This window comes from Winogradskya humida, from assembly GCF_016862215.1.
Taxonomy (GTDB): Bacteria; Actinomycetota; Actinomycetes; order Mycobacteriales; family Micromonosporaceae; genus Actinoplanes; species Actinoplanes humidus.
The window spans coordinates 25,875-39,364 of the sequence record NZ_BOMN01000118.1 but is presented as its reverse complement, the minus strand read 5'-3'; the positions used below and the strand labels follow the sequence as shown (position 1 = coordinate 39,364).

Annotated in this window: 13 protein-coding genes and 1 pseudogene; 4 read left to right on the top strand and 10 right to left on the bottom strand. The window is 70.0% G+C overall.

The annotated features are described in order from the left end of the window. The first annotated feature begins 10 nt into the window (after positions 1–10). Together Ahu01nite_RS41610 and Ahu01nite_RS41605 are read left to right on the top strand one after the other, a co-directional pair. Entirely contained in the window at positions 11–1,369 is a 1,359-nt protein-coding gene (locus Ahu01nite_RS41610) for a hypothetical protein (protein WP_203842274.1), read from the top strand. 47 nt (positions 1,370–1,416) lie between these two features. Further along, positions 1,417–2,394: a helix-turn-helix transcriptional regulator gene (locus Ahu01nite_RS41605; protein WP_203842273.1), complete on the top strand. Its 978-nt coding sequence runs from the start codon at positions 1,417–1,419 to the stop codon at positions 2,392–2,394. Here the strand turns inward: Ahu01nite_RS41605 and Ahu01nite_RS41600 are convergent. The 3 genes from Ahu01nite_RS41600 to Ahu01nite_RS41590 all read right to left on the bottom strand — a co-directional run bounded on the left by Ahu01nite_RS41600 (position 2,384) and on the right by Ahu01nite_RS41590 (position 6,940). Further along, positions 2,384–2,902, bottom strand: a complete 519-nt coding sequence (locus tag Ahu01nite_RS41600) for a hypothetical protein (RefSeq protein WP_203842272.1) — start codon at positions 2,900–2,902, stop codon at positions 2,384–2,386. The two genes, Ahu01nite_RS41605 and Ahu01nite_RS41600, sit on opposite strands and share 11 nt — an antisense overlap. Before the next feature lie 199 nt (positions 2,903–3,101). Further along, positions 3,102–5,231 carry a M48 family metallopeptidase gene (locus tag Ahu01nite_RS41595; protein ID WP_203842271.1) on the bottom strand — a complete coding sequence of 710 codons (2,130 nt, stop codon included), beginning with the start codon at positions 5,229–5,231 and terminating at the stop codon, positions 3,102–3,104. 215 nt (positions 5,232–5,446) lie between these two features. Beyond that, positions 5,447–6,940 carry a beta-N-acetylhexosaminidase gene (locus Ahu01nite_RS41590; protein ID WP_239159556.1) on the bottom strand — a complete coding sequence of 498 codons (1,494 nt, stop codon included), beginning with the start codon at positions 6,938–6,940 and terminating at the stop codon, positions 5,447–5,449. A 110-nt stretch (positions 6,941–7,050) separates the two neighbouring features. On the opposite strand from Ahu01nite_RS41590, the gene Ahu01nite_RS41585 reads away from it, so the two are divergent. Further along, a complete protein-coding gene (locus tag Ahu01nite_RS41585) occupies positions 7,051–7,602 on the top strand; it encodes a GNAT family N-acetyltransferase (protein ID WP_203842269.1) in 552 nt (183 codons plus the stop codon). Positions 7,603–7,644: 42 nt separating this feature from the next. Here Ahu01nite_RS41585 and Ahu01nite_RS41580 read toward each other — a convergent pair whose 3' ends face one another. From Ahu01nite_RS41580 to Ahu01nite_RS41570, 4 genes and pseudogenes are all read right to left on the bottom strand, one after another. Continuing rightward, the gene (locus Ahu01nite_RS41580; RefSeq protein ID WP_203842268.1) at positions 7,645–8,115 is read right to left on the bottom strand and encodes an NUDIX hydrolase; all 471 of its coding nucleotides are present in this window, start codon (positions 8,113–8,115) and stop codon (positions 7,645–7,647) included. A 42-nt stretch (positions 8,116–8,157) separates the two neighbouring features. Further along, the gene (locus Ahu01nite_RS41575) at positions 8,158–8,997 is read right to left on the bottom strand and encodes an LLM class flavin-dependent oxidoreductase (RefSeq protein WP_203842267.1); all 840 of its coding nucleotides are present in this window, start codon (positions 8,995–8,997) and stop codon (positions 8,158–8,160) included. Next, positions 8,994–9,278: pseudogene (locus tag Ahu01nite_RS50955) on the bottom strand (SRPBCC domain-containing protein); the annotation flags it as partial. The pseudogene Ahu01nite_RS50955 and the gene Ahu01nite_RS41575, both read right to left, overlap by 4 nt. Next, complete coding sequence (locus tag Ahu01nite_RS41570) at positions 9,181–9,645, bottom strand: hypothetical protein (protein WP_239159555.1); 465 nt, start codon at positions 9,643–9,645, stop codon at positions 9,181–9,183. The pseudogene Ahu01nite_RS50955 and the gene Ahu01nite_RS41570, both read right to left, overlap by 98 nt. A gap of 104 nt (positions 9,646–9,749) precedes the next feature. Here Ahu01nite_RS41570 and Ahu01nite_RS41565 point away from each other — a divergent pair, with 104 nt between their 5' ends. Further along, positions 9,750–10,562, top strand: coding sequence for an ATP-binding protein (locus Ahu01nite_RS41565; protein ID WP_203842266.1), 813 nt, complete (start codon positions 9,750–9,752; stop codon positions 10,560–10,562). Between the two features lie 97 nt (positions 10,563–10,659). Here Ahu01nite_RS41565 and ybiA read toward each other — a convergent pair whose 3' ends face one another. The 3 genes from ybiA to Ahu01nite_RS41550 all read right to left on the bottom strand — a co-directional run bounded on the left by ybiA (position 10,660) and on the right by Ahu01nite_RS41550 (position 13,404). Then, the gene (gene ybiA, locus Ahu01nite_RS41560; protein ID WP_498370812.1) at positions 10,660–11,229 is read right to left on the bottom strand and encodes a riboflavin biosynthesis intermediates N-glycosidase; all 570 of its coding nucleotides are present in this window, start codon (positions 11,227–11,229) and stop codon (positions 10,660–10,662) included. Between the two features lie 54 nt (positions 11,230–11,283). Further along, positions 11,284–12,324, bottom strand: a complete 1,041-nt coding sequence (locus Ahu01nite_RS41555; protein WP_203842264.1) for an amidohydrolase family protein — start codon at positions 12,322–12,324, stop codon at positions 11,284–11,286. 123 nt (positions 12,325–12,447) lie between these two features. After that, positions 12,448–13,404, bottom strand: coding sequence for a helix-turn-helix transcriptional regulator (locus Ahu01nite_RS41550; RefSeq protein WP_203842263.1), 957 nt, complete (start codon positions 13,402–13,404; stop codon positions 12,448–12,450). Between the last annotated feature and the right edge of the window lie 86 nt (positions 13,405–13,490).

Sequence of the window (13,490 nt, the reverse complement as noted above, 5' to 3'; positions counted from 1 at the left end):
GAGTCCGACGATGCGTTTCTTCTCCAACGACGCCCGCGAGGCGAGCGACGATCAAGCAACCGAGGACCGCGACACGGATGAGCGGGCGGCGGACGAGCGAGCCACGGATGAGCGGGCCGGCAGGGTCCAGTCCGAGCCGGTAGCCGTCCCGGGCCAGCGCCCGCCGTCGCCCTGGGCCACCCCCGCCGACAACGCCGCCGTTCCCGCAACCGCCGACAACGACACCCGCAACGACACCGAGCTGGACGACGACGACCCGGACCGTACCCAGGCGCACGAGACGGGCACCCACCAGACCCCGTGGGGCACGGTCGGATCCGATTCCCCGACCGAGCGGTGGGAGACCCCGGAGACGACCGACAAGGCCGTCGTGGTCGAGCAGCCTTCCGAGAGCAACACCACCACGTACGCGGGGAGTTCCGCGGCCACCAGCGACCCGGACGCCACCACCACCCTGCCCACCGGGTACGCCGTGGATGACACCCGCGACAAGACGCACGACGACGAGGTCGTGGACGTGCCGCTGGACGAACCCGACGAGCCGACGGCGAAGTTCGACACCGACGCCGACGCCGCGTTCGACAAGGACGCCGCGCTCAAGGACGAGGGCACGTTCAAGGACCCGGAGGCCGTCGACCCGGTCACCGACGAGCCGCTCACCTCGTCAACCGATGAGGCGTTCGGATCGGCCGCCGACAGTGAGTACGACGCTGCCAGTGACTCCGACCGTGACAGCACGACCGATCTCGCCGACGGCAAGCACCACGCGGCCGACGAGGACGACACTGACGTTGATGGTGCGCACGACACCGACACCGCCTTCTCCGGCGCGCACGACATCGACGGGGACGGTAAGGCCGACGAGGATGTCACCGGGACGGCCGTTGTGGCCGACGAGACCGACAAGAGCGATGAGGTGGCCGGCGTGACCGATCTGCGGAACAAGACCGACGAGAACCCCACCGACGAGAACTCCGGGCTCGACGAGCCGATCGTGGCCGAGCCCGCGCACGTCGGCACGGCGGCCGACGACACCACCCCGCCCGCGGTGGTGCCGGTTCCGGTCGGCGCCTCGACGACCACGACCACGCCCGCGGCCGCCTCCGCCGACGGGCCGGACACGTTCTTCAAGGCCGAGGACGCGGCCGGGCTCAAGGAGCGGTGGCGCGATGTGCAGCTTCGCTTCGTCGACAGCCCGAAGGAAGCCACCGAGGACGCCGCCAAGATGGTCGAGGAAGCCGTTGAGAAGCTGACCGCGAGCCTGAAAGCCCGCAAGGACGGCCTGGCCGGCGAGAGCGACGACACCGAGACACTTCGCGTGCAGCTGCGCGGATACCGGGACATCCTCAACCGGATCCTGGGCCTCTGAAAACAACCCTGGTCCGCTGAACGACCTGGCACTGGGAGACTGGGTGGGTGCGCGCATCCCGCCTGGTCTCCCTTCTGCTTCTGCTGCAGACCCGCGGCCGGATGACGGCCCGTGCGCTCGCTGACGAGCTCGAAGTCTCCATCCGGACGGTCTACCGCGATGTCGAGTCACTCGGCGCTTCCGGGGTTCCGGTCTACGCCGATCGCGGCCCGGCCGGCGGTTATCAGCTTCTGGACGGCTATCGCACCCGGCTGACCGGGCTCACCGAGGGTGAGGCGAGCACGCTCTTCCTCTCCGGGGTGCCCGGCCCGGCTGCCGAACTCGGCCTGGGTTCGATGCTGGCCGCCGCGGAGCTCAAGCTCCGCGCGTCGCTCCCGGGCGAGCTCGCCGACCGTGCGGATCGGGTCCGCGACCGCTTCCACCTCGATGCCCCCGGCTGGTTCCGCGTCGGCGAGTCGACCCCGCACCTCGCCGCCGTGGCGGACGCGGTGTGGCGGGAACGGCAACTCGATGTCAGGTACCGCAGGTGGAAGGCGCCGCGGGAGGTCACCCGGACACTCTCGCCCCTGGGGGTGGTTCTCAAGGCGGGGCGCTGGTATCTGGTCGCGTTGTCAGGCGAGCGCGTCACGGCGTACCGAGTGGTGAATGTCCTTGATGCGAGCGTGCGCGATGAACCGGCCCTGCGGCCCGAGGGTTTTGATCTGGCGGGTTTCTGGCAGGAATGGACCGACAGGTACGAGCGGAGTGTCTACACAGGAGTCGCCACCGTGCGGATGACGTCGTCCGCGCTCGCCCGGATGCAGTATGTGTTCCCGCCGGAGATGACCCGGGTGGCGCAGTCAGCGGCGTCGGAGCCCGATGAGAGCGGCTGGCTGACGACGACGGTGCCCATCGAGTCGGCGCGGCACGGGCACATCGAGCTGCTGAAACTCGGCGCCGAGGCCGAAGTGCTGGCACCGCCCGAGCTACGTTCGCTCTTCGCGGCCACGGCCGAGGGCCTCGGCACCATCTATCTCAGTCGTTGACCACGGACTGGGTGGTCACGTTCGTGGTCGGGACTTCCGGACCACTGGGCGAGTCGGAGGTCTCGTCGGTCGGGTCGGTCGCGGGATCGGTGGGCTCGTCCGTCGGCGGGGTGTCCGGGTCGTCGGAGGTTTCGCTCGGCTCCGGGTCGGCGGTAGGAGACGACGACGGCGTCGTAGGCCTGGTCGTCGGGTCATCCCCGCCGCTTCCGCCGGTGTACTCGTCGTTGTTGTCCTCAGTGGACGGAGTCGTCACCCGGGGCTTGTGTTTCTGCGGCGCCGGGTCGGCCGCGGGGTCGGTGTGGATGATTTCGGCCGGATCGCTCGGCGTGATGCCCGCGCCCTCGCCGCCCTGTCCCGGCGGCACAACCTCGTTCTGCTGGACTCTGGTCACCGCCGGTGGGCGCTGCGGCGTCAGCGTCGACTCGCCGAACTGCGCGCCCAGCCACATAGCCGGCCCCAGACCGACTGCGACCAATGCTCCGAAGAGCGCCAAGGGTCCCCGTTCCACGACGCCCCCTCCCCCCGTGTTACGACAATCATCGCTTCACACGCGGGGGTACTTCTACCCATATTCCGCGAACGTAAAGCGAATCTCGCCTGCTGCCATTGTGACGTGACGTGACGCATCGACTACTAAATAGTCGGCGACACGACCCGTCTACGCAGCACCACGGACGAGGGAGCACAACGGTTCACTAGGATCATGACTACCTGGTACGCGACAGGAACTCCACGGCGTTGTCCAGCGCTGCCCAACCGCCTGGCAACTCATCGGAATCCAGGGCACTGCGGACATTCAACGCCGCCCCGTCACGCAGATTCAACGCCCAGCTCCGGCGCTTCACCTGGGTCGCATTCACCACATCGGCGTACGCGACGAACCGCGTGTCGGATTCCCGCCGCGCCGGATCCTCGGCGGCGATCCGCGCGAGCCGCCGTTTCGCCGACCCGTTCTGCGAACGCGGCAAACCCGGCACCAGCAACAACCCGGTGTCGACGATCAGCACATCGGTCCGCGAACCGTCGACGACCAGATTGACGACTCCGCCGACAACTTCCGGCCGGGCGGGCAGCGCATCCGCGGACGGCCCCGCCGAGACGTCGATGCCGAGCTGGGTCAGCCGCTCGCGCGCACTGCCCACGGTCGCCGGATCGATGGCGAGCGCGGCCAGCGCCCCGAGATCGAGATGCGATCCGTCGACGGAGACAAGTTCGGCCGTACCCGTCCAGCTGTGCCGCCACCGGGCCGCCCCACTACGCAGCGCGGCCAGGGCGATCAGCAGGTTGACCAGCTCGTTCACCCGAAGGGTGGTCTCATCGGGGGTGAGACCGGCGAACACGGACTCGGCAATCTTGCGCAGCCGGCCGTCAGCGGCGAGATCCAGCACGTCGGCGGCGTTGGTCACCGGGCTTTCCGCGACCCGGGTGAGGGTCGCCAGCGCGGCGTCGGCCTCCCGCTGCATCTCGCCCGTACGCGCCGCGCCGAAGAACTCGTCCCAGCCGACGCGGGTGCGGCCCTGCGGCGGGTACGCGACCTGCTGCAGCGCGCGGCCCAGACCGGGGAGATCGGGGACGAGGGTGAGCGCCGGGCCGGCCGAGCGGGCGGCACCTGGGGCCGGGATTGTCGTGGGCTTCTCTTCTGCGGCCGGCTCTTCTGCTGCCGGCGCGGGTGCGGGTGCTTCGGCGGCGTCGGGGGATGTCTCGGTGCGGTCGGCGACGGCGACGGATCCCGCTCCCGATTCGACCGGCTGGGCCGCGGCGGACGAGGGTGCGGAGGCGGTAGCTGTTGCGGGTGAATCCGTCGAGCCTTCTGACCGGTCGCCGACGGGCGCACCGAATGCCGTCATCTCGGCGCCGACCGGGGCTCCTGAAGTCGCGTCCGCCACCGGCGTGGGCGCAGGTGGAGATGGCGGCGTGGTGAGCAGGGCCAGTGCGGCGAGGCGTTCCTGGCGGGGTGGGTGAGTGTCCCATGTGGATGGCGCTGACGGTTCGCGGTTGCGCAGGACCGCGATCTCGTCCGCCCGGGCCGACAACACGCGCAGAAAGCCGCCGAACACGTCGTCGGGGACGTGGCCCGCCTGCCAGCCGGGACCGAGGTATTCGGCGTGGAATACGCGGTGGACCGCATCAAGGGCTGGGAGGTCGCGCAAGACAGCGGCCGCCGCGGCCGGGCCGGCGAAATCCGCGGCGATACGGTCGGCTTGGAGCTCCTGGGCCCGACTGAACGGGGCATCGAGACGGCGGTAGAACTTCGCGTACGTCCGCAGGAGCGGGCCGGCCGGGTTACGACGCGGGATGCGGGGCACCACCCGGGCGACTGCTGTGCGGCCTCGCCAGGCCAGCGGCGCCAGGCGGCCGAGGCGAGGTGAGAAGTGACCGAGCTCGTGGGCGGTGACCGCCTGCAGGTGCTCGATGTCCCAGGCCTGCAGCAGCGGCAACCCGAGGTAGAAATTGCGGGGGCCGCCGCCGAGGCCGAGGAAGCGGGTTCGTTCGATCAGCTTGGCGACCGCGTCCGCGACGATGGTCAGATGGTCCGGCGCGCGAGTGCCCGCAGCCACCGCCGCGGCGTCGAGCAGAGCCCACAGCTCCGGCGCGTCCTGCCTGGTCACGGGGATACCGACCGGTTCCGGGCGCCGGGCGTGCAGGGCACGCCAGGTCGCGTACGCCATCACACCCACCGTCGCCGTGCACACGGGCACCCCGATCCGCGTGATCGCCGAATCGGGCAGCGTCGAGAGCACAAGCAGGACCGGCACGACGACCAGCGCCAGCTGCAGCACCGCTACCGCCAGAAAACCGGCCAACGCGGTAGCCGAAGTCCACACCAACTTCTGCACTCGGCAAGAGTAGGGGTGGCTTCGCAGCGCTTCACCGGCGCGGTCCGGTCCGTGATCCCGTCGATGCCCGGCTGAGCTGGGCGGACGGCCGCCGGACCCGCGGCCAAGATTTAAGGAAGATTTTCGGCAGCGCAGTCACGGACGGGTGATTAGGTTGTGTGCAATTTAATTGTGCACAACTTAATTGCACACAACCTAAAGCTCTGCGCCGGAGGTCAGTGGGGCCAGTTGATCTCTGGGGCGGGGTGGAAGGCGACGCCCTGGGCTTGCCAGCGGGGGGCGCAGGCGGCGAGGCGGGTGCGGAAAGACTCCCAGTTGTGGGTTTCTCTGGGTGACCAGCCGATCTCGGCGATTGCCGGGAGTCTCGGGAAGGTCATGGTCTGGGCGTCGGCGAGGGTGCGGAGGGTTTCCGACCAGAGTGGGGCTTCGACGCCGAGCAGGGATTCCTCGGTTACTCCGGGGAGGCGGTCGGCCGGGTCCCAGGCGTACGCCTTCTCGACGCTGACGAGGCCGGCCCAGTCCAGGCCGGGGGTGGTGTCGGCGGCGTACTTCATGTCGAGGTAGGTGTGGTCGGCCGGGGACATGATGACCTTGTGGCCGGCTGCGGCGGCGCGGGCGGTGCCGTCGTCGGTGGCTTCGATCCGCCAGTATTGGACGATGGTTGTGGGTGGGAGGTCGGCTGACGCCATCTCGTGCCAGCCCAGGGGGCGCTTGCCGTGCTTCACGACCAGGGGCAGGAGGCGCTCGATGAACGTACGGTAGTCCTCGGCCGTCGTGACCAGGGCCTCGTCGCCGCCGATGTGAATGTACGGGCCCGGTGTCAGCGCCGCGATCTCGCGCAGGATGTCGTCGGCGAAGGCGTACGTCTCCTCCTTGGCCGCGACCAGGGAGCTGTAGCCGACCTCGACGTCGGTGCGCGGCTCGGGGGCGATGCCGTCCGTGGTGAGTTCGGGGTACGCCACCTGCGCCGCGTTGACGTGCCCGGGCATGTCGATCTCCGGCACGATCGTCACGAAACGGTCCGCCGCGTACGCGACCAGCTCGGCGTAGTCGGCCTTGGTGTAGAAGCCGGGGCCTGCACCGTCGACACCCGTACCCTCGCCGCCGCTGATCGCGGTGAGCTTGGGCCAGCTGTCGATCTCGATGCGCCAGCCCTGGTCATCGGTGAGATGCAGGTGCAGGTGATTGATCTTGAACTGGACCAGGGTGTCCAGATAGGACTTGACCTCGGCGACCGTGAAGAAGTGCCGGGCCACATCGAGCATGCCGCTTCGATAGGAGAACCTGGGCCGGTCGGAGATCGTCCCACCGGGAACCGTCCAGGTGACCCGCCGTGGAACGCCTGCGTAGATCTCCGCGGGCAGCAGCTGCCGCAGCGTCTGCACACCATAGAAAACCCCTGCCGGGTCACCGCCGGTCAGCACGATTCCGCCCGGTGAGATCTCCATCCGGTACGCCTCGGAGCCCAGCGCCGCGTCAACCGCCAACGCGATAACGCCCGGGGCCACCGCGCCGGCATCAAGGCTTGCACCGCCGACGGGAAGGTCGTAGCCGGTTGCCGGGCGCAGCGCCGCGGCGAGATGCTCCGCGACGTGTTCCGTGCCGGCTGCCGCGCTGATCCTCGTACCGGAATCGATGGTGAAATCGGCGGCCGCGTCGGGCCGCACCTCACCCGGGGCGGGTATGACGTCGCCCAGTCCTCTAGTCACCGCTACGCCCTTCATCGTAGGGGCCGCCTCTCGACCCGCCGGAAACTCTAAACCCTCTTTCCAGTTCCCGGGACCGCTCCCATGGTCGGGAAGGTCTTAATGTTCTGAACATGGTCATCTCCACACGACGAGCGACCCTGCGCGATGCGGGCGAACTGCACGAACTGGCAGCACGCACCTTCGGCCTCGCGAATCCGCCGGGCTCCGCGCAGAGCGACATCGACGCCTTCATCGCGCTCCACCTCTCGGTTGCCAGCTTCGAGGGCTACCTGGCGGACCCGCTGCGGGTCCTGCTGATCGCCTCCGAGCATGACAAGCCCATCGGGTATTCGATGCTGGTCGGCGGCCCTGTCGCAGACCCGTCGCTCTCGGAGACGGTGGCGAAGTTCGCGGGCGACGGCGTCAGCATCGAGCTGAGCAAGTTCTATCTTGCCCCTGAAGCCCATGGGTCCGGTGTGGCATCGACGCTGATGGCGGCGACGCTGGCGGCGGCCGTGGAGACCGGTGCGACGCACTGCTGGCTGGGCGTGAACCAGCAGAACGAACGCGCGGCCAAGTTCTACACCAAGCAGGGTTTCGACGTGATCGGCACCAAGCATTTCCGGGTCGGCAACGCCCGGCACGACGACCACGTCCGCGGCCGGGTGCTGCAGGTCAGCTGAGGAAAAGGGCCGGGAAATCAGCTGAGGGACAGGGCCGGGAGGTCAGCTGAGGAAGGACGCGGCGGGACCGGGGAGCTGGGCCCAGTCGATGCGGCGGCGGGTCAGGTCGCCGATCGGCGGGAGCTCGTCCAGGGCGAACCAGCCCACCTCCAGCGACTCGTCGTCGTTGACCCGAGCCTCGCCGCCCACCGCGCGGCACCGGAACGAGATGTCCACGTATTCGGTGCGGTCCCCGTTGGGGTAGGTGTTCGGGGGCTGGGTGAAGACGCCGGTGATGCGCTCGGGGACGACGTGCACGGCGGTCTCCTCGAACACCTCGCGGACGACGGTCTCGGCGGGCTGCTCGCCCGGGTCCATGACGCCGGCGATCAGCCCCCAGGAGCCGTCGTCCGAGCGCCGGCCGAGCAGCACCCGGCCGGCGTCGTCGAAGACCACGGCGGTCACCCCGGGCAGGAACAACAGCCTGGTCCCGACGACGGAACGGAGGCTCTTCAGGTACTCGGAGATGGCCATGATCCCACTCCATCAGCGCTCCGCCGCCGGGGCAAATGCGTGTCACCCGACCAGGGGGCGCACCTCCTCGGCGACGAAGCGCACGAACTCCCCGGGCGGCGGCGAGTTGGACTCGGTCGGCTGCAGGACGACGGTCGTCGCACCGGCTGCGGCGATGCTCTCGACGCCCTCGGCGATCGCGGCGGCGTCACCTGCGACTCCCCAGCCGCCGCTCTTCTCCTGCTGCGCGGCGAGCCGCTCGGCCGCGCCCGGGCCGGTCTCGACCATCATGAAGACGACCACGTCGTGCCGGTCATCGGGGCGGATGTTCGTCACCGCGGTGCGCACGCCGTCGGGGGAGGTGCCCGCGGTGAGGATGGTGCCGTCGGCCAGCTCGCCGGACAGCTGCAGGGTCTTCGGCCCGGTCGCCCCGATCAGCAGGCTGGGCGGCGAGGACGGCGGCCAGTCGAGCCTGACCGCGTCGAGATGCACGTAGCGGCCGTCTGTGGTGACCTCCTCGCCGTGCAGCAGCGACCTGAGTGCGGTGGTGTATTCACGCAGCAGGGTCATCGGCGACTCCGCTCGTGCGCCGACCTGGGCCATCCATTCCTGAACGCCGTGGCCGATGCCCGCGATCGGCCGGTCGCCGAAGAGCCGGTGCAGCGTGGCGATCTCCATCGCCGCGAGCGCGACGTTACGGAACGGGACCGGCATGAGCCCGATGCCGACCCGCAGCCGTTCGGTGCAGGCGAGCGCCGCGGAAGCCGCCGCGATGCCGCTGTTGAGGAAGCAGTCCTCCCACAGCCAGAGCTGTTCGAGGCCCGCCCGGTCGGCGATGCGGGCGACCTCCGGCAGCCGTTCGGGAGGGTTCATGGGCAGGTAGATAGCGCCGAGATTCGTCACCGGCCCATAGTCCACGGTGCCTGTGACAAAACCTGGCCGGTCTCGAGCAGCGTCTTGAGGTTCGACAGCACCGCGGGCCAGCCGCTCGCCACGTCGGAGTGCGCCTGCTCGCTTGCGAGGTTCTCGTGGGTGACCGTGAGCCGGACGATCCCGTGGAACGGCTCGATCTCGAAGGTGACCTGCTCAGAGACGGCTTCCGGCCGGGCCGGATCGGCCCACGTCGTGACGAGCCGGCGTGGCGCGGACGCCTCCACGACCGTGCCCACCACGTCGGCGATCCCGGACCCGTCGACGCGTCGGTGCTCCCACGTCGAACCGGGCTGCCAGTCGGAGACGTTGGCGTGCCCCCAGTAGGCAGCCGGTCAGGTCCGCGTCGGTCAGGGCGTGCCAGGCCCGCTCGGGGGTGCTCTCGATGTAGGTGACGTAGACGTACGTGGGCCGGTCGCTCATCGCTTTCTCCGCTCGAATTTTGACGCCACTGAGCGCCCGTAGCCGGGGCCGCTCGAACTTGTCGATCCAGCGCTCCTGCATCTCGTGCAGCGGCACCGGGTTGAGGTAGTGGAGCTTCGCGCGGCCACGGCGGACCACGCTGATCAGGTTGGCTCCCTCGAGCAGCTCCAGATGCTGGGTCGCCGACTGCCGGGTCATGTCAAGTGGCGCTGAACGGGCGAACCTGGGGAGGTGACAGGTCGGTTGACTCCTTCCTGGCAGGCCCGAAGACTCCGGGGTACGCAAAGGCGGGAGGCCGTGCCATGGAGGAAGAACCTCCCTATCTCTTCGACCTCCACGACTCCGAGGTCGCGGTGACGACCGACATCGACGGTGCGGTCATCGACATCTGCGTCTCCGGGCCATGGCAGCGGAGCGTCGGGGTGACCGTCCATCAGGCGATCCAGAAATGCCTGGCCGAATGCCCTGCCGGGATCGTCATCGACCTCGGCAGGATCGACGACCCCGGGGCGGAGAGCGTGGCGACCTGGGTGGCCGCGGCGCAGATGGCCGATGCCACCGACCCGCCCACGCAGATCGCCCTCTGCATGCCGCCCGGCACGCCGTTGGGAGAGCGGTTGCTCCGGGTGGGGAGCAAACGGTTCCTGGCGATCTTCGAGACTCCGGCGCAGGCCCGCATCGCGATTGCCGCCCGCAGGGTGCTCGCCGACGTCATCCGGCTCCGCCTGCCACCCTCGCTCCAGTCGGTCAGCGTGGCCCGGAACCTGGTCGGCGGCGCCTGCCACGAATGGACCATGCCCCGGCTGCTGATGCCGGGCCGCGCCGTGATGTCGGAGCTGGTGGCGAACGCGGTCGAGCATGCGCGTACCGAAATGGACATCTCGGTATCCCGCCGGGGATTCGGCCTGCATATCGCGGTGCGGGATCGCGATCCGAAGCTTCCTTACATCCGTCGGCCGGCACCGGTTCTGGCCGGTCGTCCTCTCGACGAACGGGGGCGGGGGCTGCAGGTCGTCCACGCGGACTCGATGGCGTGGGGTGCCATGCGGACAACCGGCGGGAAGATGGTGTGGGCCACGATCCGCGAGCGGCGCGGCAGCGGGCGGCGATGGTGATCCCCGGGCGGTAGCGTGCGGTGTCATGGCGCTGCCATCGTGCGGGCCGCGACGGTCGATGACGTCGAGGCCAGGTCCACCAGAATGCGTAAGCCGCTCAGGTGAGTGCCAGCTCCGCGCGGGCCTGCATCAGGGCGAAACCGAGCAGGTTGAGGCCCCGCCACTGCGCCGGGTCGGCGGTGCGGTCGTCGGTCGCGGCGAGGCCGATGCCCCACACCCGATCGGTCGGGCTGGCCTCGACCAGGACCCGGGTATTCGTGCCGGCGAGGAACTCCTGCAGCTCGGGGCGCTGCCCGAACTTCTCGACGCTCGCCCGCGTCACGATGGCGAACCGCTCCCTGTCCCAGACGTCGTCGGAGAAGCCCCGGACCCGGCGCCCCAGCATCTTGGCCTGACGCGGGTGGCCGGCGATGACGATGCGCCGGGCCGACTCCTCGTCGCCGAAGAGCATCGCCTTGCGCCACATCATGTAGTGCTCAGCGGTGCGGAACGTGACGCCGTCGACCGTGAACGGCGCCGGGAACCACTGGCTCAGGCACCCCGCGCCGACACTCCCGTCACGCTGCGGCTGGTGCCCCCAGAAGAACAGGTATTTGACCCGCCGGCCCTTGCTGGTCAGCGCGACCAATTCGGCCACGGTGCTGGGGATCTCGTCCATGCCGGGGATTATGCCGCTGCCCTCTGACATTTCTCGCCCCGTTTACCGCAGGCGAACCCCGCGTTACCGCACCCGAACCCCGCGGAGGATGACCGCTTCCGGGTGGTCCAGCTGTCCCATTTCAGTACGCGGGTCAGCGGCATAAACAACCGCATCGGCAGGCGCACCGGGCACGAGCCCGGCCAGCCCCAGGTAGGCCCGCGCCGACCACGACGCCGCACCCACCGCGTCGTGGGGCGGCACACCGGCCTCGACCATCGCCCGCACCTCGGCCGCGATGCCACCCATGGGGCGCGAGTCCGTGCCGGCCAGCACAGTCACACCGGCTTCGACGGCGGCAGCGGTCAGCGCGGCGTGACCCAGCCGCCCGCCCAGCTGCCAGCGCTTCGTCGGGCTGTCCTCGCGGGCGTGCTGGGCCGGGATGCTGCGCTGCAACGCGGCGAGCGTGGGTGTGAGGGCGATGCCCCGGGCGGCCATCTCGGGCAGCAGCTCCGGGTCGAGGCACATGCCGTGCTCGATCGAGTCGACGCCGGCCCGGACCGCGAGCAACCCGCCCGCGGCGTGCTGGGAATGCACGGCGACCCGGCCACCCACCGCATGGACCCGCGTCACGATCTCGCTGATGACCGCGAGCGGGACGGGCTCGTCGCCGACGCGCCAGTCCATGATGATTTTCGCCCAGCCCGTGCGCGCGGCCTGCTCGGCGGCGACCCCGGGCAGCTTGTCATGGTCGGCGCGGCGTCCCCAGCCGTCGAAGAACTGGCCGAACTGCGCGATCCACGGACCGGCATGCAGCGCCCGCGGCACGTCGGGATCCTGGCCGAACCATTCGGGTGGATCGCCCGCGAGCCCGGGCGCCCGGATCAGTGTCACTCCACTGTCGACGTGCCGGTGGAGGTCGTCGCGGAGGACCCCGTCGTCGAGCGGATCGCCGAGCTCCGCCGCACCGGGATGGGTGTGCGTGTCGACCAGACCGGGCAGCAGCCAGCCCTCGATCAGCTCGGCGCCCGGCACGGGGTCGGTGGTCCAGCGATCCCCGTCGGCATAAATATCCACGATCTCGCCGTCGGGCAGAGCCGGGCCGCGCAGCCGTAGAACCGTCATTGTCCGACCCTAGATCACCACTGTGGACGCCGCTGCCCCAAAAAATGTCAGAGGGTCCCGCTAGGTTTCTGCTCGCGGATCGACGCCACGGGGGCGCCGATCCGCGCATAGTAATTCACCTGGTCAGGCGGTGGAGGCCCCGGCGCTGCGCAGCAGGGTCTCCCCCGCCCGGCGGGCGTGGTCGTGCAGTTCCGGCGGCGACTCGATGACGAAGCCGGCGCCCAGCGAGCCGAGAATCATCAGCGGCCAGCGCAGGTCGTCCACGGTCATCAGCAGGCGACAGCTTCCGGGCCCGGTCTCCTCCGCCCTGGCCCACTGGCCGAAACTGCGGCGCACGGTCTCGGCGTCGGTCTGCACGAGGACCGACACGTCGTAGCGGTTGCTGACGCCGCTCAGGCGATCCTGCAGCCAGGCGGCCGGGTCGCCACCGGGGATCTCGCGGGGCCGGAAGCGGGCGCCGGTCGGCACGGGGGCGGTGAGGCGGTCGACCCGGAAACTGCGCCAGTCACCCCGATCCAGGTCCCAGGCGACGAGATACCACCGGCGGCCGAGGGAGACGAGGCGATGCGGTTCCGCGTGCCGGTCCGTCGGAGGCGCGATTGCCGGGGTGTAGGTGAACCTGAGCCGTTCCTCGGCGCGGCAGGCCAGGGCGAGCGTGGTCAGGGTGGTGGCGTCGAGGGTGGGTCCCGGTCCTTGCGCGCCCGGGGCCGTTGCCACGCGGAGGGCGTCGATCCGCTTCCGGAGCCGTGGTGGCAGGAGCTGGATCACCTTGGCCAGAGCCCGGATCGAGGTTTCCTCGTAGCCGACCACCGCGGCGGTACGCAGGCCGACGGCGATGGCTACCGCTTCCTCGTCGTCCAGCAGCAGCGGCGGCATGGCAGCTCCGGCCTGGAGCTGGTAGCCGCCCGCGACTCCACGCGCGGCGTCGACCGGGTAGCCGAGCTCGCGGAGCCGGTCGACGTCCCGGCGCAGGGTGCGGGGGCTCACCTCGAGCCGGTCGGCGAGCTCCGTGCCCGGCCAGTAACGATGCGTCTGCAGCAGCGACAGCAGCCGGAGCATCCGTGCGCTCGTGTTCGCCATCTGACCAGGGTCCCGCATATTGCGGTCAGAAAGTGACCGCTGAAGCATGGAAACACGTGAAGCCGGCCCGAACCACCGCGGCAGCC